Annotated in this window: 20 protein-coding genes; 10 read left to right on the forward strand and 10 right to left on the reverse strand. The window is 60.3% G+C overall.

Annotation, left to right across the window (positions count from 1 at the left end; all coding sequences use genetic code 11):
• The first annotated feature begins 94 nt into the window (after positions 1 to 94).
• Positions 95 to 1,243: a D-alanine--D-alanine ligase family protein gene (locus tag ACUIAG_RS08275; protein ID WP_445339634.1), complete on the forward strand. Its 1,149-nt coding sequence runs from the start codon at positions 95 to 97 to the stop codon at positions 1,241 to 1,243.
• A gap of 87 nt (positions 1,244 to 1,330) precedes the next feature.
• Here the strand turns inward: ACUIAG_RS08275 and ACUIAG_RS08280 are convergent, their stop codons facing one another.
• Positions 1,331 to 2,206 carry a mechanosensitive ion channel family protein gene (locus ACUIAG_RS08280; RefSeq protein ID WP_445339635.1) on the reverse strand — a complete coding sequence of 292 codons (876 nt, stop codon included), beginning with the start codon at positions 2,204 to 2,206 and terminating at the stop codon, positions 1,331 to 1,333.
• On the reverse strand, positions 2,203 to 2,655 hold the full coding sequence (locus ACUIAG_RS08285; protein ID WP_445339636.1) for a GNAT family N-acetyltransferase: 453 nt from the start codon (positions 2,653 to 2,655) through the stop codon (positions 2,203 to 2,205). The genes ACUIAG_RS08280 and ACUIAG_RS08285 overlap by 4 nt, the downstream gene beginning before the upstream one ends.
• Before the next feature lie 195 nt (positions 2,656 to 2,850).
• On the opposite strand from ACUIAG_RS08285, the gene ACUIAG_RS08290 reads away from it, so the two are divergent.
• Positions 2,851 to 3,528, forward strand: coding sequence for a sugar O-acetyltransferase (locus ACUIAG_RS08290; protein WP_445339637.1), 678 nt, complete (start codon positions 2,851 to 2,853; stop codon positions 3,526 to 3,528).
• On the opposite strand, the gene ACUIAG_RS08295 is transcribed toward ACUIAG_RS08290, so the two are convergent.
• A complete protein-coding gene (locus ACUIAG_RS08295) occupies positions 3,488 to 4,297 on the reverse strand; it encodes an ABC transporter ATP-binding protein (protein ID WP_445339638.1) in 810 nt (269 codons plus the stop codon). The genes ACUIAG_RS08290 and ACUIAG_RS08295 overlap by 41 nt on opposite strands.
• A gap of 372 nt (positions 4,298 to 4,669) precedes the next feature.
• Between ACUIAG_RS08295 and ACUIAG_RS08300 the strand changes: the two genes are divergently transcribed.
• The 4 genes from ACUIAG_RS08300 (at position 4,670) to rsmD (ending at position 9,209) form a co-directional block, all read left to right on the forward strand.
• On the forward strand, positions 4,670 to 5,695 hold the full coding sequence (locus ACUIAG_RS08300; RefSeq protein WP_445339639.1) for a helix-turn-helix transcriptional regulator: 1,026 nt from the start codon (positions 4,670 to 4,672) through the stop codon (positions 5,693 to 5,695).
• A gap of 124 nt (positions 5,696 to 5,819) precedes the next feature.
• Entirely contained in the window at positions 5,820 to 6,014 is a 195-nt protein-coding gene (rpmB, locus tag ACUIAG_RS08305; RefSeq protein WP_015021347.1) for a 50S ribosomal protein L28, read from the forward strand.
• A 101-nt stretch (positions 6,015 to 6,115) separates the two neighbouring features.
• Positions 6,116 to 8,593, forward strand: a complete 2,478-nt coding sequence (locus ACUIAG_RS08310; protein ID WP_445339640.1) for an ATP-dependent DNA helicase RecG — start codon at positions 6,116 to 6,118, stop codon at positions 8,591 to 8,593.
• A 16-nt stretch (positions 8,594 to 8,609) separates the two neighbouring features.
• The gene (gene rsmD / locus ACUIAG_RS08315; protein WP_445339641.1) at positions 8,610 to 9,209 is read left to right on the forward strand and encodes a 16S rRNA (guanine(966)-N(2))-methyltransferase RsmD; all 600 of its coding nucleotides are present in this window, start codon (positions 8,610 to 8,612) and stop codon (positions 9,207 to 9,209) included.
• Between the two features lie 40 nt (positions 9,210 to 9,249).
• Here rsmD and trmD read toward each other — a convergent pair whose 3' ends face one another.
• Positions 9,250 to 10,200 carry a tRNA (guanosine(37)-N1)-methyltransferase TrmD gene (gene trmD, locus ACUIAG_RS08320; protein ID WP_445339642.1) on the reverse strand — a complete coding sequence of 317 codons (951 nt, stop codon included), beginning with the start codon at positions 10,198 to 10,200 and terminating at the stop codon, positions 9,250 to 9,252.
• Positions 10,201 to 10,443: 243 nt separating this feature from the next.
• Here trmD and ACUIAG_RS08325 point away from each other — a divergent pair, with 243 nt between their 5' ends.
• Entirely contained in the window at positions 10,444 to 11,847 is a 1,404-nt protein-coding gene (locus ACUIAG_RS08325; protein WP_445339643.1) for an MFS transporter, read from the forward strand.
• A gap of 30 nt (positions 11,848 to 11,877) precedes the next feature.
• Here the strand turns inward: ACUIAG_RS08325 and ACUIAG_RS08330 are convergent, their stop codons facing one another.
• The gene (locus tag ACUIAG_RS08330; RefSeq protein WP_445339644.1) at positions 11,878 to 12,894 is read right to left on the reverse strand and encodes a YdcF family protein; all 1,017 of its coding nucleotides are present in this window, start codon (positions 12,892 to 12,894) and stop codon (positions 11,878 to 11,880) included.
• Between the two features lie 356 nt (positions 12,895 to 13,250).
• Between ACUIAG_RS08330 and ACUIAG_RS08335 the strand changes: the two genes are divergently transcribed.
• The 3 genes from ACUIAG_RS08335 to ACUIAG_RS08345 are packed head-to-tail and all read left to right on the forward strand — an operon-like array spanning position 13,251 to position 16,272.
• Entirely contained in the window at positions 13,251 to 14,069 is an 819-nt protein-coding gene (locus tag ACUIAG_RS08335) for a (Fe-S)-binding protein (RefSeq protein ID WP_445339645.1), read from the forward strand.
• Entirely contained in the window at positions 14,066 to 15,571 is a 1,506-nt protein-coding gene (locus tag ACUIAG_RS08340) for a LutB/LldF family L-lactate oxidation iron-sulfur protein (RefSeq protein WP_229132675.1), read from the forward strand. Before ACUIAG_RS08335 ends, ACUIAG_RS08340 begins: the two co-directional genes overlap by 4 nt.
• The gene (locus ACUIAG_RS08345) at positions 15,568 to 16,272 is read left to right on the forward strand and encodes a LutC/YkgG family protein (RefSeq protein WP_045923943.1); all 705 of its coding nucleotides are present in this window, start codon (positions 15,568 to 15,570) and stop codon (positions 16,270 to 16,272) included. The genes ACUIAG_RS08340 and ACUIAG_RS08345 overlap by 4 nt, the downstream gene beginning before the upstream one ends.
• Before the next feature lie 106 nt (positions 16,273 to 16,378).
• On the opposite strand, the gene rimM is transcribed toward ACUIAG_RS08345, so the two are convergent.
• The 5 genes from rimM to ffh form a co-directional block, all read right to left on the reverse strand.
• Positions 16,379 to 16,984, reverse strand: a complete 606-nt coding sequence (gene rimM / locus ACUIAG_RS08350) for a ribosome maturation factor RimM (RefSeq protein ID WP_445339646.1) — start codon at positions 16,982 to 16,984, stop codon at positions 16,379 to 16,381.
• Entirely contained in the window at positions 16,981 to 17,214 is a 234-nt protein-coding gene (locus ACUIAG_RS08355; RefSeq protein ID WP_015021362.1) for an RNA-binding protein, read from the reverse strand. The genes rimM and ACUIAG_RS08355 overlap by 4 nt, the downstream gene beginning before the upstream one ends.
• Before the next feature lie 35 nt (positions 17,215 to 17,249).
• On the reverse strand, positions 17,250 to 17,708 hold the full coding sequence (gene rpsP / locus ACUIAG_RS08360) for a 30S ribosomal protein S16 (RefSeq protein ID WP_045923945.1): 459 nt from the start codon (positions 17,706 to 17,708) through the stop codon (positions 17,250 to 17,252).
• A gap of 171 nt (positions 17,709 to 17,879) precedes the next feature.
• Positions 17,880 to 18,842, reverse strand: coding sequence for an endonuclease/exonuclease/phosphatase family protein (locus ACUIAG_RS08365; RefSeq protein WP_445339647.1), 963 nt, complete (start codon positions 18,840 to 18,842; stop codon positions 17,880 to 17,882).
• A gap of 30 nt (positions 18,843 to 18,872) precedes the next feature.
• On the reverse strand, positions 18,873 to 20,489 hold the full coding sequence (gene ffh, locus ACUIAG_RS08370) for a signal recognition particle protein (RefSeq protein WP_306221732.1): 1,617 nt from the start codon (positions 20,487 to 20,489) through the stop codon (positions 18,873 to 18,875).
• Between the last annotated feature and the right edge of the window lie 327 nt (positions 20,490 to 20,816).

Raw genomic sequence — 20,816 nt, forward strand, 5'->3', positions numbered from 1 at the left:
CCAAGGGGATATTCTGCTGTCTTGAGTGGTGTATCTGCCCGAGCAGATGCGTGAGGCTCGAATGCATGTCCGGGATGAGGAAAGCCGAGGGATGATGGTCAGGAAACGTGTTGTGGTGCTCTATGGCGGGCGTGCTGACGAACATTCCATATCCTGTGTGTCGGCGGCCGGTGTGCTCAATGCCATCGATGCTGACCGATACGAGCCCATTCCCATCGGCATCACCAAGGACGGCCGATGGACCATAGGCGGCCAGGATCCCAGGCAATGGGGTCTGGGCGATGCCAGTCTGCCAAGGGTGCAGATAACCGAAGGCAGCCGTCCGGTCATCCTCGACATGGCCCGTGGCAGGGATGGGTTTCTGATCGGCGACCATGCCGACCTGGTCTCTGGAGCCCAACCTTCCGGGGCAGTCGGTTCCCTGGAGCCTTTGGGGCATGTTGACGCGGTCTTTCCGGTGCTCCACGGCCCATACGGTGAGGATGGCACCCTACAGGGTCTGCTTGAAATGATGGGCCTGCCCTACGTTGGGTGCGGGGTCTTCGCCTCTGCCGCATGCATGGACAAGCACTATACCAAGATTCTGCTCAGCCAAGCCGGCATACCTGTGGCTCCTGGCATCACCATAGACTCCCGTGAACAGCGATCCGGAGCCGGCCTGCTGGCCGCTGTGGAGAAGGCAGAGCTGCATTACCCGCTCTTCATCAAGCCCTCCCGTGCGGGATCCAGCTTTGGCGTGGTCAAGGTGGAAGAGCCCAAAGGCGAAGCCCTGGCTGCTGCGGTCGCCGAGGCAGCAAGGCATGACTGGCGGGTTCTGATAGAGGAGGGCATTGAGGGGCGGGAGATCGAGTGCGCCGTGCTTTCATCGAGCAAGGACAGAAAGCCCCGTACAGCCTGGCCAGGCGAGGTGGTACTGGACAAGGCTGATCAGGATGAGGCCTTCTACGACTTCGACAGCAAGTATGTGGACTCCTCCGCCTCTCACGTAGAGGTTCCCGCCGACCTGCCGGAGGAGACTCTTCAGAAGGTTCGCGACCTGGCTGCCAAGGCCTTCAGAACCGTGGACGGCGCCGGTCTGAGCCGTGTCGACTGCTTTGTAACGCCCGAGGGCAGGGTCATCGTCAACGAGATCAACACCATGCCTGGTTTCACGCCCATCTCCATGTATGCCAAGGCCTGGGAGGCCACCGGGATTACCTACACCGATCTGATCACCGATCTGATTGAGGGTGTATCTGCCTGACGCGGAGTCGCCTGCGGAGTTTGCGGCGTCTCGTGAGAGGAAAGATGCCGTTTTGCATTTCTCCCACAGGATGAGAGGATCATCTGGTTAATACTCAACGTCTTTTGTTTGGAGCTCGGCCTCCTGGACCAGGTAGTCCTGGCCCGCCAAAGCGCGGGTGGCGGCATCCTGCATATCGGCGGCGATGACGCCCTGCTTGGCAAACATGACTACCTGGCCCTTGATGCCGTAAGGGGTGAAGCCCTGGAGCTGGACGATGGGCGGATTGGCTGGCATGGCCATGCCCTTGGTCGCCTGGGCCGCCACCTGTGCAATGGAACGGGAGGACTTGGCCATATCGGCATCTCCTCGCAGAGTAAAGGGAACGGTGGTGGCGGCCTCGCCGGCCTCGGTGATTTTCTCGAGCGCCGTGGTGTTGAGGATGGAGTTGGGGATCAGCAGCTGGTTGCCGGTCCTGTCGATGACGATGGTATGGCGCCAGGTCACGTCGCGGACGGTTCCGGTGGTGCCCTGGATGGTGATGATGTCGCCGGGTTGGACCACCTTGCTGACCATGAGCCCGAAGCCGCCGACGATGTTGGCGATTGTATCCTTCAATCCGAAAGAGAGCGCCAGGCCGCTGACGCCCAGGGCGGCGACCACCGTGGATGGGTTAATTCCGAAGACTGGTTGCAGGATTGTGGCAGCGGCGAAGATCCAGATCAGGGCGCGGACGATGTTGACGAAGATGGAGGCACTGGGCAGGTTGGTTCGTTCCAAGGCACGTCGCATGGCCGCCGCTACGATCTTGGAGATCAATGCAGCGCAGACAGCCACGACAATCAGAAGGATGATCTTTCCGAAATTTTGGCGGAACCAGTAGATGACGGCATCGCTGAAGCTGGAGATGGCCTGTTCCGACCTTCCCATGGGATCCTTGTCCGGATCGACGCTTGTAGTGGCAAGATTGACGGTCAGATTCATGAGGCCTGGACCTCCGGCTCGTTTCCAGCGCTGTCTGTTAGGGGCTTGTCCATCCACATGTGCGGACATCCCTCGTCCTGATCGTGAATGCCCATATCCCGATACCCTAAGGACTTATAGAATTCCGCTACCCGTTCTTGGGCATGGAGTGTGAGCCGGTCGGCCCCGTGGCTCTGAGCGGTTTCCTCAGCCTTGCCTACCAAATTGGCACCCCAATGTCGGCCGCGGTAGGGCTTTAGAACAGCCAAGCGGCCAAGTGTCCATGTCTTGCCCTGGTCGGGGAAGACTCGGCATACTCCTACGGGTTCATCCCCGTCATAGGCCACGATATGGAGGCTGGCATCATCCGTTTGGTCAAACTCGTTGTGAAAACCCTGCTCCTCCACGAATACGGCCTTACGGATGGCCTTGGCATCCTCGGGAATGGCTTCACTCACCTCATACCGCATGCTTCCTCCTCGCCACGGTCCTCCGCTGCCTCCAATCTACCAAGCCTGACCCTCGGCGTGAATGGATGTCCGCAATCGGATGGCGAACGGTACGTGGGGCTGTCGGCTGTCTGACCCAGACGATTACATGGATGAGGACTCTGCAAGCAGTGCGGGCTTGCAGCAGTGACACTGAAGTGACGCGGGAACGATGGGATGGCCATGGATGAAGACTCGAAACTGACAGGTGTGGCGGCCGGAGCCGCTAAAGGGAATCGGCGCTCGCAGAGGGAGCGGATGCTCGCTGGCGAGCTCTATGATGCCTCGGATCCTGAATTGAGCCAGCTGCGAGTCAAGGCCCATGAGCTTTGTCGCCTTTTCAACGCTTCTTCTGAGCAGGAGCGGGACCTGCGTAGCCGGCTTCTGGACGATCTGGTGCCCCAACATGGTCAGGACGTCGACTTCATGGGGCCTATCTACTTCGACTATGGGTGCTTCACCAAGCTTGGCTCGCGCATCTTCGCCAATTTCAACTTCACTGTTCTGGATACTTGCCCGGTGCAGATCGGCGACGATGTGATGATCGGCCCTAATGTCACCCTGGCAACCCCCCTGCATCCCCTGCGGTGGCAGGAGCGGAATCTGAGGCGCCATGAGGATGGCTCCCTCTACGACTACGAGTTGGGTGCCCCGATCACCATCGGATCGAACTGCTGGCTGGCATCAAACGTGACTGTGGCCGGGGGAGTGACCATCGGCGATGGTGCGGTCATCGGGGCCGGATCCGTGGTCACCCATGACATCGCACCTGACTCCCTGGCCGTGGGTGTGCCCTGCCGGGTAATTCGTACCATCACCGAGGCTGATCGGATGGAACTGCCAGAGGTGGGCTGAAGGCCTCCTGGTTTGGCGCAGCATCCATGCTGGCTAGCTGCTGGGCTATGGTCTGCGGGTCTCCGCCCGGGCAAGCTGCCTGAATGCGCCCATCCTGGAGGAAGATGACCCGGTGGGCGCGGGCGGCGACGTTGGGGTCGTGGGTCACCATGAGGATGGTCTGACCGCTGCGGACGGCCAGGTCGAAGAGGTCCATGACCTCCCGCGAGCTATGGGTGTCCAAGGCACCGGTGGGCTCGTCGGCCATGATGATCTCCGGGCTGGCGGCTAGGGACCGGGCGATGGCCACGCGCTGCTGCTGGCCACCGCTCATATCGGCCGGATAGGTGTTGGCGAACCCTTCCAATCCGACATTCGACAGGGCAGACAGGGCCGCTTGGGCGGAGATTTTCCTGCCGCCGAAGAGGCTGGACAGCATGGTGTTTTGCAGGCAGGTGAAGGCGTTGACCAGGTTGTAGTCCTGGAAGACGAAGCCGATATGGTCGCGCCGGAGTCGGGTCAGCTCCTTCTCTTTCATTCGCGTCAGGTCCTCCCCGGCGATGGCCACTCTGCCCTGCCTGACCTGGAGCAGTCCTGCGGCACAATAGAGGAGGGTCGATTTGCCGGCGCCCGAAGGACCCATGATGGCCGTCCAGGTTCCCGCCTGGCATTCCAGGCTGATCTCGTCCAGCACTCGGGCGCCCTGCTTCTGTCGCCTTCCGTAGTCGTAGCAGATCTTGTCCAGAATGAGCGGTTGTGCGTATGGATCCTTGATCGCCCGATGCTGCATCGTTGCCTTCCTTTCAGTCATCATCTGCCTAGCTTCTACCTCTATAAGACCATGGCGAGAGCTCCTGTCAGGGTGTTTTCAGGGTCGAATCGGGGACGATTCAGGGTTGTGGTCTGCAGGATTCGCATTCCCTCCTGAAGGGTATGTATCGTGAACATAGAGGGGACGTATTGCTTGCCGGAGGGGGGATGATAGGGATTCAGCGACCACCTGCTTCCTTGGAATTGCAAGGATGCAACCGTCGGTTGACAGAAAATATTGGTGTCTTTGTCTGGTGCAACCCAAAGCTGGTGGCGGTCGGAGCCCTGCACGTTTCATCATGGTCTCGTCGCTGGTTGAATCGGCAATCTGCCGATCTGGAGAAAGAACATTATGAGTTTCAGAACCAATGTGCAATATCTGCGTTCGCAGCGCAACATGACTCAGGAGCAGCTGGCCATGCTGGTGGGGGTATCCCGTCAGGCGGTGTCCAAGTGGGAGTCGGACAAGGCGTATCCTGAGATGGACAAGCTCCTGGCCATCTGCGACCTCTTCGGCTGCACCCTTGATGACCTGGTTCTAGGCGATGTTCGGCAGCCGGGTTCCGGGCAGCGTGCGTCCAGGCCGGACCATCAGGATGCCGCACAGACGACTTCGACAACGCACACGACTATACCTGTCCAGTCTGTTTCGGAAGACGTGACCGGCTACGCCTCCTTCAGTAATGCCTACAGCCTGCGGATGGCTTTCGGCATCGCCCTCATCATGCTGGGATTGGCTTTCGCCGGTCTCTTCGCCGCAGTCAGCCAGCCGACTGACGCACAGAATGGTCTGGCCTTCCTTGCTCTGATGATCGGCATCGTCCTGGGCCTGGCCTGTTTGATACCGGCGGTTTCCGCCAGAAGGGATTTTCGCCGCCGGCATCCCTATGTAGCGGATTTCTATACCGATGAGGAGCGCTCGCGGGTTTATCGGCAGACTACCTGGGAGCTGGTCTGCGGTCTGGCTGTCGTGCTCTTGGATGTGGGGATCAACTCTGCTGGATTCCTGATCTGGGGCTGGTCCGATCAGGTCAGGGGGTTCGTTTTCTTCCTTCTCCTGGCTCTGGGGGTCTTTCTGCTGGTCCATGCGGGAACAAGCCATAGGATGATGAACCTCCGGGCCTACAACAGGCAGGTTGATTCCGCCGAGGACGGTCGCTGGGATACTTACCGGTATGAGCACCGGATAAGCAATGCCATCAGCGGAACCATCATGGGTCTTTGTACGCTGGTGGCCCTGACCATGCTCTTCTCGGGCAATTATGACAACCTCTTCGGGTGGCGCATCCCATTCTGGGCCATCTGGATCATCGGCGGGGTGTTCTGCGGAGTGCTCCAATCACTGATTGGCATCTTCCGCAAGCCTCCTCGCGCTTGAGAACGCTGATTTGCCTTACTTGACGGAATGTAGTAGTCTAACAAAGTTGTGTGTTCATCCGTAGCCTTGCGTTGCGGGCAAGAACACCTGGGACGACTTGGAAAACAACGTAAAGGAAGTCATCATGGCAGCTCGTTGCGCGGTGTGCGGCAAGGGCCCGCAGACCGGTTACAGTGTTTCTCATTCGCATATCCGGAACAAGCGCATCTTCCGCCCCAACCTGCAGTCGGTGCACACCACCGTTGATGGTCAGAACGTGCGTCTGCGCGTCTGCGTCAAGTGCCTCAAGGCCGGCAAGGTGCAGCGCATCGCCGCCTGAGTGCGGTTCGTCGGTCGTATATGGACCCCCGGGGGCATAAGCTCCGGGGGTTCTTGTCATCCTGAGGGATGATGGTCGGCGCTTGCGGGAGGTGATCGGGTATGTCGGCAGTGGCTCGTGTAAGTCTGCACAGCACCGTGGCCTCGCTGGTGGCCAACAGGCGTCGGGTGAGCGCTCTCAAGGCTCTGGGCGTGGTCACGGTCGGGGATGCGCTGACCTATTATCCTTTCCGCATTACCGATCCCATGCAGATCACCACTATTGCCGGCATTCGGCTGGGTGAGCCCTGTGCCTTCACCGCCCGGGTTGATCAGGTGCGTCTGGTGCCGCTGAGCGGGCACCGGGGTTTTCGGCTGGACGTGATGGTGGATGATGCAGCCTTCGTAAGCGGTCGGGGCGGCACTCCGCTGTCGGTCAGGCTGGTTTTCTTTTCTCACAAGAAGCCCTATATGGACTGGATGGTCCGTCGGCTGCAGGTGGGGGCGGATCTGGTCGTGGCCGGTGAGCCCGGCATCTACATGGATCAGCTCCAGTTCACCCATCCCGAGACCCTGGTTGTCTCCGATGCTGATCAGGAGGTTTCAGCGGACGCTTCCCGGCCTGATGCGACCAGCCTTGACGAGGCCCTGGAGCGGGTCCGTCGACCGCGGCCGGTTTATCATGCCAGCTCCCGCATCTCCTCAGACCATATTCACGATGTCATTCTGGGTTTTCTGCGTCTGCTGGCGCAGGCCGATGATGCATCTGGCACCATCCCTGCAGCCGGTGCCGCAGAAGAGGAACACAACAGTGCCGAGGTCCGCATCAATCCAGAAGCGTTGGGTCGGGCTATACCCGATGTGCTGCCCGAGCAGGTCCGTGTCGACCAAGGGCTGATGCATCGTGCTCGTGCCCTGCTGGGCATGCATGCGCCCGACAGCCCTGACGACTTCGCTGCGGCACGCAAGACCCTGCGCTATGAGGAGGCCTTCGTCTCGCAGACAGCCCTTCTGCAGACCCGCCGACAGACCCAGCAACAGCCCACTTATCCATGCGCGGATTCGGGCGCTGACCGTTCAGACACCCTGCCTGCCCGTTTCATCGACTCTCTGCCATTCCAGCTGACCGATGGTCAGCGTCAGGTCATCAATGATATCGGCGTCGACATGGCCAAGGATCAGCCCATGCAGCGGCTTCTGCAGGGCGAGGTCGGCTCTGGCAAGACCGTGGTGGCCTTGGCAGCCATGCTCCAGGCGGTTCAGGCTGGTCATCAGGCTGTCTTGGTGGCTCCCACCCAGGTGTTGGCCGAGCAGCACTATGCCTCCATCGGCGGCATGCTCAAGGCCATGGGCACCGATGTGACCGCTACTGCCGTCGAAGGCCGCCATAAGCCTGTGGACAACGTCACCATGATTCGTATGAAGGATCAGCTGGTGCTGCCTTTGGTGCTGCTGACCGGCGGCATGAGACTGGCCCAGCGCCGTTCTGCTCTGGCTGTCTCGGCTTCGGGCCGTCCCTGCATTGTCATCGCCACCCATGCGGCCTTCTCCAAGACCTTCCAGGCCCCCAATCTTGCCCTGACTGTTATCGACGAGCAGCATCGTTTCGGGGTTGAGCAGCGCGAGGAGCTACGCCGCAAATCCGAGCGCGTTCCCCATCTGCTGATCATGACCGCCACGCCCATCCCGAGAACAGCCGCCATGACCTGGTTCGGCGATTTGGACATCTCCGCCCTGACCGAGCTACCCAGCAACCGGAAACCGGTCCGCACGCACGTCATCGCCGAGTCTGACGGACCGACCATGGGTGCCATGTTCCTGCATCTACGTCGGCGAATCGAGACTGGGGAGCGGGCCTATGTCATCTGCGCTCGCATCGACGATGAGGACGACCCTTCGGCCTCCTCAGACCGCTCCGGCCAATCCAGTGCGTCTGACTCCCAACCTGAACTGCTGGTTGAGGAAGGCCAAGGTGATGGCCAGCGTCCGCCTCTACACTCGGTGGTTGAAATGAGTCAGCGACTGGCTGCCCTGCCGCAATTCCAGGGCATTGCCATGGCCACGCTGACTGGTCGGGATGACGACGCCACAAAGAATGCTGTTATGGCGGATTTCGCCTCGGGTCGCACCCCCCTGCTGGTAGCCACCACTGTGGTGGAGGTGGGGGTGGATGTGCCCCAAGCCTCCTGCATTGTCATCTTTGATGCCGATCGGTTCGGGCTCTCCCAGCTTCATCAGCTGCGTGGCAGGGTGGGTCGCGGCGGCACTGACTCTTGGGCTTTCCTGATTTCGCGCGCCCCTGAGGATTCTCCAGCTGCCGAGCGGCTTGAGGTCATTCGTGACACTACGGACGGGGCCAAAATCGCAGAGGAGGATATCCGCATCAGAGGAGCCGGCGACGTGTTGGGTGATGCCCAGTCCGGCGGTCATTCTTCTCTGAAGCTTCTGCGGGTGGTCACCGACGCGCCCATGATTGCCCGTGCCCGAACTCAGGCAGACCAACTCCTGGAATCCGACCCCGCTCTGGCCGGGCAGCCCGAACTGGCTGGCGCCGTTCTGGACTTCATGAGGGGCAACGAAGGCTTCCTGGTCTCAAGCTGAAAGGACAACAGACCATATGCACATCATCGCCGGCCGCTTCAAGGGATTCCCCATTCCCGCGGCCCTCAAGGGCACCCGACCAACCACCGATCGCACCAAGGAGGCCATTTTCTCCCATCTGGAGTCCGAAGACCTGTTGTCCGGCGCTCGGGTCTTGGACCTGTTCGCCGGCACAGGGGCTTTGGGATTCGAAGCCCTCTCCCGCGGTGCCCAGAGCTTGGTGGCCGTGGAGTCTTCTGGTCGTGTCGCCGGACTTTTGTCACGTTCGGCCGCAGGGTTGCGCCATCATCCGGCCTGGGATCAAACCATGGATATTCGCGTCAGTAGAAACCGTGCCGAGCGCTTTGTTCGTCCCCTCTCCTCTGGTCATGAGGATGCCGGTCTGTCCGAGGCCTGCTTCGACCTGGTCTTCATGGATCCGCCTTACGATCTGTCGACGGAGGACTGCCAAAGCATTATGACCGGTCTGACTGCCCAAGGAATGGTTGACGATGGAGGCATGATTGTTCTGGAGCGATCGACACGCACCCTGCCGCCCACGGCTCCTGACGGATGGGCCATTGATCAGGCTCGTACCTATGGGGAAACAGCAGTCTATTATCTAACAGCCCGCTGATTAGCCCTGTAATTTAAAGGTTGATCAATTTAACGACAGATCAGTCTGATGGCTGGTCCAGAGGTCTCGGGTGGGTTTTTCTTGTGTCCCAGCCCAGATCCTCCAAAAGACGGCGGTCATGCTTATCGAGGGTTGAACAGTCCAATCGGGCAATCAGGTCGGGACGGATCCGACTGGTTCGCCTGATGGCCTCGCCGCGCCGGAATCTGTCCACCTTTCCGTGGTCGCCGCTGGTCAGTATCTCGGGAACGGCCATGCCACGCCAGGTGGTGGGACGTGTGTACTGGCGATATTCCAGCAGTGGCTCATCACCTGTGTAGGATTCCTGCACGATGGATTCCGGATTGCCCATGAACCCAGGCAGGAGCCGGGTGATGGCCTCCAGCATGACCGAGACGGCCACCTCGCCCCCATTGAGCACGTAGTCGCCGATGGAGTACTCCCGGACGTCGATCCCCTGATTCCGGTAGTAGTCGGGGATGCGTGCGTCATAGCCTTCGTAGCGACCGCAACCGAATACCAGCCTCTCCGCCCGTGACAGTTCGGTTGCATCGGCCTGGGTGAACAGGGGTGCGGATGGGTTGGGGAAGATCAGGACTGGACCGGCCGCACCAGCCTTGTAGCTGTCTGCCGGTGAATCGGCCTCGGCTGCTGTGCCATCGCTTTTCTCGCCGGACCTCTTCATCGCTTCTTTTTGTCCATTAACATCAGCGGTGTTGGCTGTCTGGTCCGAAGGCGGTTGTTGCTGAGTCGGTCCATCTGGCATGCCCAGCAGATTGTCCAGGCACTGACCCCAAACTTCGGGTTTCATGACCATACCTGCTCCGCCGCCAACCGGCGTATCGTCCACGGAGTGGTGCACGTCATGGGTCCAGTTGCGCAGATTGTGGGCGTGTATGGTTACCAGGCCTTTTTCCTGGGCCTTGCCTAGCAGACTGAGTCCAGTTACGTCAAAATACTCGGGAAAGACAGAGACGATATCGATTTGCATGCCACCAACTCTACCCAAGCCTGTTCGGGTCGGAATCGGGCACGGATTGGTACACCTATGAGTGTTACACTGTCTGGGTCTTCAAGTCGCGTATGAATCCGGCTTGGGAGATGTCATCAACGCAGCCAGAGAGCTATAACCGTTGCGTAAACAGCAATGAGAGCGGTATCGGATGATGCCATGCCGTACGGATCCGTGGTGATGGCTATGCGAACAGTCTGGTGCGTGAGGAGCGGACGGTCCATGGTCGACCATGTTGACAAGAAAACAAAACTGCTGATTACCGGCACTGCCGGCCTTGCCTTCTGCGGGGTGCTTTTGGAGACCTCGCTCAATGTCACCTTTCCGGAGATGACCAGGTACTTCAAAACCGGGCTGGGCACAGTCCAATGGCTGACTACCGGCTATCTGCTGGTGGTGGCCTTGACGGTTCTGGCCGCCGCCTGGCTGGAACACTCATTCACAACCCGCACATTGATTTTGGCCAGCGTAGGAATATTCCTGGGCAGCGACCAGATGTGCATTCTTGCTCCAAGCTTTCCTGTCCTTATGGCTGGACGCCTCCTGCAGGGCATTAGCACTGGTATCGCCCTTCCCTTGGTGTTCTCTCTGATCATGAAAAAGGTTCCTCTCCACATCCAGGGTCGTTACGTGGGCAGCGCCGGCATGGCGGTGGCCCTGGCTCCCTCCCTGGGCCCGACTTTTGGCGGAGCAGTCATCCAGACCTTATCCTGGAGAGCCATCTTCCTGATCGTGCTGCCCATTGAGCTGGTATTCGGGATTATTGCCCTCATCTCGGTTGACAGGGAGAGCGCCCATGTCGGTCCTTTCGCCTGGCTCCAGTTCCTTCTTCTGGGTATTTTCCTGACCGGTCTGACCATGGGTCTGAGCACCTTGGATGTGCATGGTCCAATCACCTGGCTGTCCTTGTTTATTGGTGCCCTGGCACTTGTTGCAGGGGTCTGGACTCTTGTGCGCCAGCGGACCAGGCTGATCAACATCGCGGTCTTCCGGAACCGTACTTTCACCCTTGCCCTGATCCTCTACTTCCTGGTCCAGTTCGTTCAGATTGGCCTGACGTTTATCTTGCCCAACATGGCCCAGTCCGTCCTGGGAGAGACCTCTACCGTCGCCGGCCTGCTTCTGCTGCCAGGAAGCCTGCTCTCCGCACTCTGCCAGCCCATCACAGGCGGCTATCTGGATGGCCATGGCCTGCCTGGACTGCTTGCGGTGGGAAGCACTGGCTTCTTCCTCTCGGCCTTAGGCTTCCTGGTCCTCAGCCGGCACTTGTCCGTCCCGCTGATGGTTCTTCTCTACGCCTGCTACATGGTCGGGCAGGCTTGCGTCTTCAACAACCTGCTCACAGTCGGGCTGCAGCATATCCCAGCCAAACTGGTACCTGACGGCAACGCGCTCTTCAACACCCTTCAGCAGTATTCAGGTGCCGCCTCGACCGGCGTCCTGGCTGCCATCATCACTGGCATGCCCAAGGCCAGAGGGATCCATGCCGGTCCTCAGGCCTTCCAGTTCGGCGCCGTCTGGGCTTTCGTCTTCGTCTTTCTCATCGTCCTGGGCATCCTCCTGGTGGCATGGTTCCTGGAGCGCAGCCTGGCCGATCAGGATAGGGATGGGATTCAGGTTGCATGACCTCTGATTCCTTCTGAAGGGTTGATGGTGTTAATGCAGGACTGAAATGCCGATCCAGACGGCCCAGCCTATCGCAAGGACCAGGTAGGGCCACCAGTGCATGCGGGTGATGGCCACGAACTCCCGGATGAAGGCGGTCGGCCAGTAGTAGCCCTTGGTGTGTGAGCCGATTCCGTCGGCATTCAGTCCGACCTTGCTGGCGTATTCGCTGGCCCGGAAGACGTGGTAGTCGCTGGTGACCAGGGCCACCCGGTAATGCTCAGGTCCGGTGCCCATCTCGTAGCGGTCATCCAGGATCTGCTTGGAGTAGCGCAGATTCTCCAGGGTTGTGGTCGACCTGTCCTCCATGATGATGGCCTCGGCTGGCACCCCGCAGGAGTTGCGCAAATATTGAGCCATGGCCCTTGCCTCGCTGATCACCTCGTCGGGGCCTTGCCCGCCGGAGACCACGAATCGTCCCAGGCGCCCCTGCCGCTTCCAGAGGTCTACAGCCTTGTCCAGCCGTCCCCGGAGCAGAGGCGTGGGTTCTTCGCCGCGCAGACCTGCTCCGTGGACGATGATGTAGTCGTAGCGACGCTTACGGGGCAGCAGCCTGTAAAAACTGGAATAGAGCAGCAGGGCCAGGAAGGAGAAGAAGAACCAGGTGGCTTCCAGGTCGATCAGCCCAGCCAGCTTCTGCATCCATGAGGGAGCGCCAAAGCCTGCTAGGAGGGGCGAAAGAATCATGTAGGCCACCACGGCCAGCGCCAGCAGCCCGGGCAGCAGAGTGGTCAGGGAGATTCCCTCATGTCGGATGACGATGACAGTGTTGGCCAGCAGGAAGCAGATCACCAGCAGGGGAGAGGCAATGAGCAGGATGACCAGGGGCAGGATCAGCCAGCGCATGCCGAACTGCAGAAGAAGCGCTCCGCCCAGGGTCAGCAGCAGGAGCAGAAACCAGATGGCATTGCGGAACTGCCGTGGCTCCTTGTGCAGGTCCCAGAGGAAGAGCAGGCCGAAGATGATGGCGGGTGCATAGAGCAGGAGGAGCTGCATATAGTTGGTCATGCCTTGATTTCCCTTCCCGAGGACGAACTGGCAGGGTTTTATTCCACTGTAGCGAACAGACGAGCCGCCGCTCGTCCTTGACATGCCACTGCTTTCCAGCCTGCCGTGGTAGCATATATGTGGTAAATCTCACACGTTCAAAAGCTGAGGGTGGGCGATTCCCGACGGTGCGAATTCCAGGTCGATACCATGATAATGATGGGTCCTTTCAGGATTGCACATCGGTGCCTGCATGGGCGTGGTTGGTCGCAAGGCAGCGATGCGGTGGGAGGATCAGGGGTTCAAGTGATGTTGGGTTTCTCCGCGATCCGGAGATGGTTCGGACCTGGCGTGCAAGGTTGTAGAGAGGTGCGGTAATGAAAGTAGTAATATTCTCCACCTGCGTGGTGGACCTCATGTTTCCGAACGTGGGGAAGGCCATGGTGGAGGTGCTGGAGCGGTTCGGCTGTGACACCTACCTTCCAAAGGAGCAGATCTGCTGCGCCCAGCCCACCTTCAACAGCGGGTATGTCAAGGAGAGCATGCAGGTCATGCGCAACGAGGTTGATGCCCTGCTGAGCGTAGACGCCGACTACATCGTGGGTCCGGCGGGCTCCTGCGTGAATATGCTCAAGGAGTTGCCCTTCCATCTCAAGAACGACCCGGTCTATGCCGCCAAGGCCCAGACCATGGCTGACAAGACCTATGAGTTCTCGCAGTTCTTCTATCGTGTGCTGGGCGTGCTGGACGCGGGCGCCGAACTCAACGCCGTGGCCACCTACCATCGTTCCTGCCACATGACACGGCTGCTGGGGGAGCGGACCAGCCCCTTCGCCCTGCTTGACCACGTCAAGGGTCTGACCATGATCCCCCTGCCGCATATCGAGAACTGCTGCGGGTTCGGCGGTATGTTCTCCATGAAGGAGCCTGAGATCTCCAAGCAGATGGTGGATGAGAAGGTGAACGACGTGCTCAGCACCAAGGCCAGCGTCCTCATCTCCTGCGATCCAGGCTGCCTGATGAACATCGGCGGCCGTTTCAACCGGCGCGGCGAGAAGATCACCATCATGCATCTGGCTGAGGTGCTCAATCATAACGTGGACATGAGCCGTGTCAAGTATGTGGAAGGCCGCTCTGCTGGCGATGGGGCCGTGGGTTCCGTCAGGGCTGCCAAGGAAGAGGGGGCTCTGGTATGAGCAGCATGGTCAATGGCAAGAAGGCCGCACAATATCTGCGAACCAGCAAGGCTCCCTTCCTGACCAGGGTCAAAGAGTCCGAGCAGGACCAATTCGCCCAGCAGGCCGTGGCCAAGGCCCAGGATGCGCAGTGGGTCAAGCGTGAGGCCGCCCGACAGGAGCTGGGCAACTGGGAGCAGTGGCGCGACCTTGGCGAGCAGATCCGCCAGCACGTCATCCGCTATTTGCCTGACTACCTGGAGGAGTTCGCCGACAACGTGGAGAAGCGCGGCGGCCATGTCTTCTTCGCCCAGACCGACGATGAGGCTGCCCAGTACATCAAGCAGATCGCCATCGAGAAAAAGGCCAAGCACGTCGTCAAGAGCAAGTCCATGGTGACCAGCGAGATCAACCTGGATCCCACGCTGATGACGGTGCCCGGCCTGGAGGTGCTGGAGACCGACCTGGCCGAGTTCATCCTGGAAGAGGACGACTGGGACCAGCCCACCCATCTGGTCTTCCCCGCCCTGCACAAGAACCGCGAGCAGGTTCGGCAGGTTTTCGAGAAGAAGCTGGGTTACAAGGGCGACAATGACCCTCAGCACATGGCTCGCTTCTCGCGCAAGGTTCTGCGCAAGCACTTCCTCGAGGCCGACATGGGCATCACTGGCTGCAACTTCGCTGTGGCTGACACCGGCATGATCAACCTGGTGACCAACGAGGGCAACGCCGACCTGGCTATGTGCATTCCCAAGACCCAGGTGGTGGTCATGGGCATGGAGCGTCTGGTGCCGACCATGAAGGAGGCCGAGACCATGGACAACATGCTGGCACGGTCCGCTGTCGGCCAGAAGCTGACCTCTTATCTGACCTACACTGCGCCACGCACCGGCCAGGAGTCGGATGGACCGGACGATGTCTATGTGGTCATTCTGGACAACGGGCGCTCCAACGCCCTGGGAACGGTCTTCGAGCCCATCCTCCAGTGCATTCGCTGTGCCTCCTGCCTGAACGTCTGCCCCATCTACCGGCACATCGGCGGTCACGGCTACGGATCCATCTATCCCGGTCCTGTGGGCTCGGTGCTTTCGCCGGTGCTGGACGGTGGCTACGACGACTTCGGGGATCTGCCCTACGCCTGCAGCCTGTGCGCAGCATGCACGGCCACCTGCCCGGTCAAGATCCCTCTGCATCAGCTTATGATCGAGCACAGGCGGATCATGATGGATGACCAGTCCCAGGCCAACCTGATCGACGACACGGTCATGAGGGTCATGGGCCTGGGCACTGGCCATTCCTCGCTCTTCCGCACCGCCCTAGGGGTGGATCACACCATGCTGACGCCCATATCCAAGAAGCAGCCGGAGACAGCCAAGAACCTCTTCGCCAGTGATCGGCACGTGGAATGGATGCCCTTCGTCTTCGGCGGATGGACCAAGGTTCGTGATCTGCCGGATCCGCCCAAGCACGGGCAGAACTTCCGCAGTTGGTTCGCTCATCACAAGAAGGAGCAGCAGGCATGACCGATCGTGAGGTATTCCTGGACTACCTGGCCAAGAAGAGTGGACGGCCCCGCCACCAGCTCAAGGATCATCCTCTGGTGCCGGTCAACGACCTGCCGGAGACCACCCTGTCCGGTCACACCCAGGACGAGCTGCTGGAGATCGCCCGGAAGAGCAGCGAGGCTGTCCATGTGGACTTCCGCACCTGCACCAAGGCCGAGTTGCCCACTGCATTGGACGAGTTCATCGATTCGCGCAAGGACGACAGCGACCATGTGATGCTGCCCACCTCCGACCTGTTTGCAGATTTCGGCCTGGAGGAGTGGAGGGACGGTCTGAACCCGCCCGCCACTTTCTGGAAGCCGGGAGCCAGCCGCGAGGAGAACATCAAGACCGCCGACGAGTCCGGCACAGCCATCGCCTTTGCGGACTTCCTGCTGGCCGAGTCGGGCACCATCACCGTAGCTACCACCCCGGGTCAGGGTCGTGCCTTCCACTTCCTGCCGGTGCACTATCTGAGCATCATCCGCAAGTCGAAGATCCTGCCCCGAACACGGCAAGCCATGGACTACTATGACCCAGCTCTGGTCTCAGGTGAGCTCAAGACCTCCAACATCAACTTCATCACCGGCCCCTCCAACACGGGCGACATCGAGATGGTGATCGTGGTGGGCGTGCATGGCCCCCTGGATATGACATATCTTGTGGTTGAAGACATGTAGCTCTATAACATTTCCTGCTTAGGCAGGGCGCATTTCCCATATGTGGGGGGTCAGCGGCTCGAAGAAGGACGCTGACCCCCACATACGCTTCTGCTGAAAGACGGGTTCAGACCAGGCCAGGCAGAAGCCCTCCAGGTGGGTCGATGGCCACGTACCCGTTTTCAATGTCAACCTGGGGTACCAGGGCTTCGACGAAGGGTATCAGCCCTTCCGCCTCCTCGTCGTCTTCTTTGGTGGTCATGCAGATCTGCAGCTGCTGCTGGGCTACGCCGTCCAGCACGTCGCTGACTTGGCCGACCACTCGTCCGGAGGGCTCGCCCAGAGAGTTGCCCGGAGCCATGCGAACCTCGAGTCCAATCAGATCCTCGGGATACCAGGCATCCTCCTGCGCCAGTTCCTGGGCTGGATCCGCCTGGACATACAGTTCAATGCCGTTCAGCGCTTCGGATGTGTTCCTGTCTTCCACGCCTTTGAAGAGGACGATCCAACGCTGTTTGAAGCGGCGGGAGGAGACCACCGTGAAAACCTGTCCGTCCTCGGTCTGCAGCTGGGAGTCGGGGGCGAAGCGCCGCTCAGGCTCGTCGGTGTAGGCATATACGTTGACCTCGCCCTTGAGTCCCTGGGCGCGGCCAATACGGCAGACCCTCAGCAACCTTCGCTGCTGAGGGTCCGGACCCTGCGGGTCGTGATTGGTGGACCGGCTGGGGCTCACCGGCGCACGTCCATGATGTCGACGCGCACCTTGTGGTCTGCCAGCGCTTGGATCACGGTGCGGATGGCGTTGGCGGTCCTGCCGCCCCTGCCGATCACGCGGCCAATATCCTCGGGGTTGACCCGCACCCGCAACAGTTCTCCGCGAGAGTTCTCGTGGGACTTGACCGACACGTCATCGGGAAAGTCCACGATGTTCCTGATCAGGTGCTCAACGGCCTGTGCAAGCATGATAGCCGGTCCTTCCAATCCTCAGTAAATATGCCTTACTCAGCTGCCTGCTCGGCCTGGGCGGCATCTGCCGACTCATCGGCCTTGGGGGCTTCCTTCTCCGCCTGGGCCTTGGCCTTGGCGTCAGCCTCGGACTTGGCAGCCTTGAGCTTCTGAGCTTCGTTCTGTGCCTGTTCAATGCGGGCCTGGGCATCGATCTCGGCCTGGGGCACCTTAAGGGTGCCTTCCTTGCCAGGCAGATCCTTGAACTTCTGCCAGTCACCGGTGATCTTCAGAAGGTTGAAGACAGGGTCGCTGGGCTGAGCGCCCACACCCAGCCAGTACTGGGCGCGCTCGGAGTCGATCTTGATTGAAGAGGGCTGGGTGTTGGGATCGTAGGTGCCGATCTCCTCGATGACCTTGCCATCGCGCTTCTTGCGGGAATCGACCACGACCACGCGGTAGAAGGGGTAGAACTTCTTGCCCATTCTCTTCAGACGAATTCTGGTTGCCAAAACGGCTCTCCTTGGTACTTGGTGTGCCCGGCGGCGTCTCCATGTGGGGCATGGTGGCGCTCCTGGCGTGTTCCTCACGGCCGTCGGAATGAGAGGGCTCCTCCGGACATGAATAACAGCAAAAGTATACCTCAACCGGGGGATATGGCGGGTGGTGAATCTGTATGGTGTTCAGAGCCGATGCGGCGGAGTCAGCCGGGCTACCAGCGCTCGGTGGTCGCTGCCTGGAATCCGTAGGGCGTGCATGGATTGTGGGACCAGGTCGCCGTCCGTCAGAATATGATCGATTTCAATCAACGAGGGCAGCGCACTTGCCGATGGGAAAGTCAGGTGGCTGCCGGCTTCCAGATGCAAAGAAGCGTCATGCAGCCCGGATTTGGCCAGCATAGCCCGGAAGGTCGGATGCTGCAGGGTGGCGTTGCAATCGCCCATGATGATGGTGGGCACGGGTGGATGGGTCAGCCTGGCCAGGGCAGCGATGCCCATGCCCCACTGTTTGGCGCCTCGTTGGGGTGATTTAGGATGAACGCTGGCCACTCGGATCGGTCCGGAGCTGGTCTTGAGCTCGACTAGGGGTACTGCAGCTGCCGGAAGGTCCAGAGCCGATGGCGAGGCTTTGACGGGTTGGTGGGCCGAGAAGATGGCGTTGTAGCCGCCGTTGTCGTCAGGGCTAGCAGTACCCTGTGTCAGGTAGGGGAGGTGCTGATTCAGGCCTGCATCCAGGAGCGATTCCAGCAGCTTCCCCTCTACCTCTTGCAGGGCCAGCACTTCTACTCCATAGGTGCGCACGCAACGCACGACTTCTTCAGGATCAGCCCGGCCGAAGCGACAGTTCAGAGTCATGACGCTCAGTCCATGGTCGGAAGATGGTTGGCCGGTCCGGTCTGCTGGAGGTAGTCGGTAAAGAAGGCGTTGGCAGCTGACCAGAGTAAGTTCAATCAGCGCCAGAAGGCATTGGTGCCAGGCACCTGCGACGACCGTCCATATCAATATGGCCAACAGGGGAACGGCCAAGAGGTCGATCAGAGCGATCAGCTCCACCAGAGGGCGGTGCCAGTCAGCTCCGGCAGGGAGGAAGCGCAGGGCCATCCACAAGGCGATGAGCCCCAGGAGAATCCAAAGAAGGGTGTTCACGTGCCATTGTCTCCTGCAGGAGAGAGGGGTTTAGCGGCCGCCGAAGAGACCGCCCAGTCCGCCGCCAAGGTTGGGCGGCAGGTCCGGCAGGCCTTCAGGCATCTGCGGAGTTTCGGGGCGCTTGGCGAAGGCGGAGCCGCCGGAGGACTTGCCCTTGCCGGACAGGCGCTCGCGTAACGCCTTCTCTTCGGCCTCCCGCTTCATAGGATTGCCTGAACGGGAACCCTTGCGGCCTTTCTTGCCCTTTTTGCCCTTCTTGCCGCCGCCAGCGCCCATGCCGCCCATGCCTGGGATCGAACGGCTGCCATTGGTCATCCGCTTCATCATCTTGGCCGCCTGCTCGAACCGCTGCAGCAGGCCGTTGACAGCCGAGACCGTAGTGCCGGCGCCATAGGCGATCCGGGCCCGCCGTGAGCCGTCGATGATGCTGGGGTCGCGTCGTTCCTGGGGAGTCATCGACTGGATGATGGCCTGGGTCCGGTCCACTTCCTTCTCATCGAACTGCTCAAGCTCCTTGCGGTGCTGGGCCATGCCCGGGATCATGCCCAGAATGCTCTTGAAGGAACCCAGCTTGCGAACCTGTTGGAGCTGCTCCAGAAAGTCGTCCAAACCGAAGCTGCCCTCGGACATCTTCCCGGCGGCCTTGCGGGCCTCCTCCTCATCGAACTGGCGCTGGGCCTGCTCGATCAGGGTCAGGATGTCACCCATGTCCAGAATGCGGGAGGCCATCCGGTCGGGGTGGAAGACCTCGAAGTCCTTGAGGCCCTCGCCGTTGGAGTCGAAGAGGATGGGCTTGCCGGTCACCGAGGCCACCGACAGGGCCGCACCGCCTCGGGCATCGCCGTCCAGCTTGGACAGGACCACGCCGGTGAAATCCACGCCCTGGTCGAAGGCCTTGGCTGTGGCGACTGCATCCTGGCCGATCATGGCATCGATGACGAAGAGTATCTCGTTGGGGTGGACGGCATCGCGGATATTGCGGGCCTGCTCCATCAGCTCCTGATCCACGCCCAGCCGACCGGCCGTATCAATGATGACCACGTCATAGAGCTTGTCCTTGGCCACCCTGATCGAGTCGGCTGCCACTTTGACCGGATCGCCTGTGACCTGCCCCGGGGCTGCCAGCTCGGATCCGCTGGTCTGCACGCCTGGCTCGGGTGCGTATACCGGCACTTCGGCGCGCTCGCCGACCACCTGGAGCTGGGTGACCGCATTGGGCCGCTGCAGGTCGGCCGCCACCAGCAGGGGGGTGTGGCCGGCATCCTTGAGCCAGTAGCCTAGTTTGCCGGCCAACGTGGTCTTGCCGGCACCCTGCAGGCCAGCCAGCATGATGACTGTGGGCGGATTCTTGGCGAAATTGAGCGGTCGATCCACTCCAGCGCCCAGGATGTCAGTCAGTTCGTCGTAGACGATGGAGACTACCTGCTGGGCCGGGTTCAGGGCCTTGGAGACCTCCTCGCCCAGGGCGCGTTCCCTGATGCGCCCGGTAAAGGAGCGCACCACGTCCAGGGAGACATCGGCATCCAGGAGGGCGCGGCGGATCTCGCGGATTGTGCCGTCGATGTCGGCCTCGGTCAGCTTCCCCTTGGAACGCAGATGGGTGAAGGCCTGGGAGAGCCGGTCGGTCAAAGATGAAAATGCTGCCATAATGCCCCAAGTCTACCTGTCAGCCGGGAGATTGGCCGGCAGCTCCGTAAGGCCCGTGCCCTGAGCCTACCAGACGTAGGAGGTTCGGGAGAATTCGATATTGATGGGCGAACGGTTGTAGTGCTTTGACTGTTGAGAAGTACGGAAACAATGGTTGAACACGGGTGTATCGATCACAAGAAGGAGAGTGAGAGGGTCTGAGCAGCTATATAGAAGAAAGATATGAGTCTACTTTGTGTCTTCTTGACATGGTGCCCAACCAGCTTCTATACTGAATCGAAACGATTCGACATTTTGGTTGCATCGACGGCATGGTCAACGCCTGCA

The organism is Bifidobacterium sp. ESL0825 (assembly GCF_052606465.1).

Coding starts and splice junctions, on each gene's coding strand:
- ACUIAG_RS08335 (WP_445339645.1), top strand. CDS start 13,251: ATGAAAGTAGTAATATTCTCCACCTGCGTGGTGGACCTCATGTTTCCG.
- ACUIAG_RS08290 (WP_445339637.1), top strand. CDS start 2,851: ATGGCCATGGATGAAGACTCGAAACTGACAGGTGTGGCGGCCGGAGCC.
- ACUIAG_RS08330 (WP_445339644.1), bottom strand. CDS start 12,894: ATGACCAACTATATGCAGCTCCTCCTGCTCTATGCACCCGCCATCATC.
- ACUIAG_RS08325 (WP_445339643.1), top strand. CDS start 10,444: ATGGTCGACCATGTTGACAAGAAAACAAAACTGCTGATTACCGGCACT.
- ffh (WP_306221732.1), bottom strand. CDS start 20,489: ATGGCAGCATTTTCATCTTTGACCGACCGGCTCTCCCAGGCCTTCACC.
- ACUIAG_RS08340 (WP_229132675.1), top strand. CDS start 14,066: ATGAGCAGCATGGTCAATGGCAAGAAGGCCGCACAATATCTGCGAACC.
- trmD (WP_445339642.1), bottom strand. CDS start 10,200: ATGCAAATCGATATCGTCTCTGTCTTTCCCGAGTATTTTGACGTAACT.
- ACUIAG_RS08275 (WP_445339634.1), top strand. CDS start 95: ATGGTCAGGAAACGTGTTGTGGTGCTCTATGGCGGGCGTGCTGACGAA.
- rsmD (WP_445339641.1), top strand. CDS start 8,610: ATGCACATCATCGCCGGCCGCTTCAAGGGATTCCCCATTCCCGCGGCC.
- ACUIAG_RS08295 (WP_445339638.1), bottom strand. CDS start 4,297: ATGCAGCATCGGGCGATCAAGGATCCATACGCACAACCGCTCATTCTG.
- ACUIAG_RS08345 (WP_045923943.1), top strand. CDS start 15,568: ATGACCGATCGTGAGGTATTCCTGGACTACCTGGCCAAGAAGAGTGGA.
- ACUIAG_RS08280 (WP_445339635.1), bottom strand. CDS start 2,206: ATGAATCTGACCGTCAATCTTGCCACTACAAGCGTCGATCCGGACAAG.
- ACUIAG_RS08300 (WP_445339639.1), top strand. CDS start 4,670: ATGAGTTTCAGAACCAATGTGCAATATCTGCGTTCGCAGCGCAACATG.
- rpmB (WP_015021347.1), top strand. CDS start 5,820: ATGGCAGCTCGTTGCGCGGTGTGCGGCAAGGGCCCGCAGACCGGTTAC.
- ACUIAG_RS08285 (WP_445339636.1), bottom strand. CDS start 2,655: ATGCGGTATGAGGTGAGTGAAGCCATTCCCGAGGATGCCAAGGCCATC.
- ACUIAG_RS08310 (WP_445339640.1), top strand. CDS start 6,116: ATGTCGGCAGTGGCTCGTGTAAGTCTGCACAGCACCGTGGCCTCGCTG.
- ACUIAG_RS08355 (WP_015021362.1), bottom strand. CDS start 17,214: ATGCTTGCACAGGCCGTTGAGCACCTGATCAGGAACATCGTGGACTTT.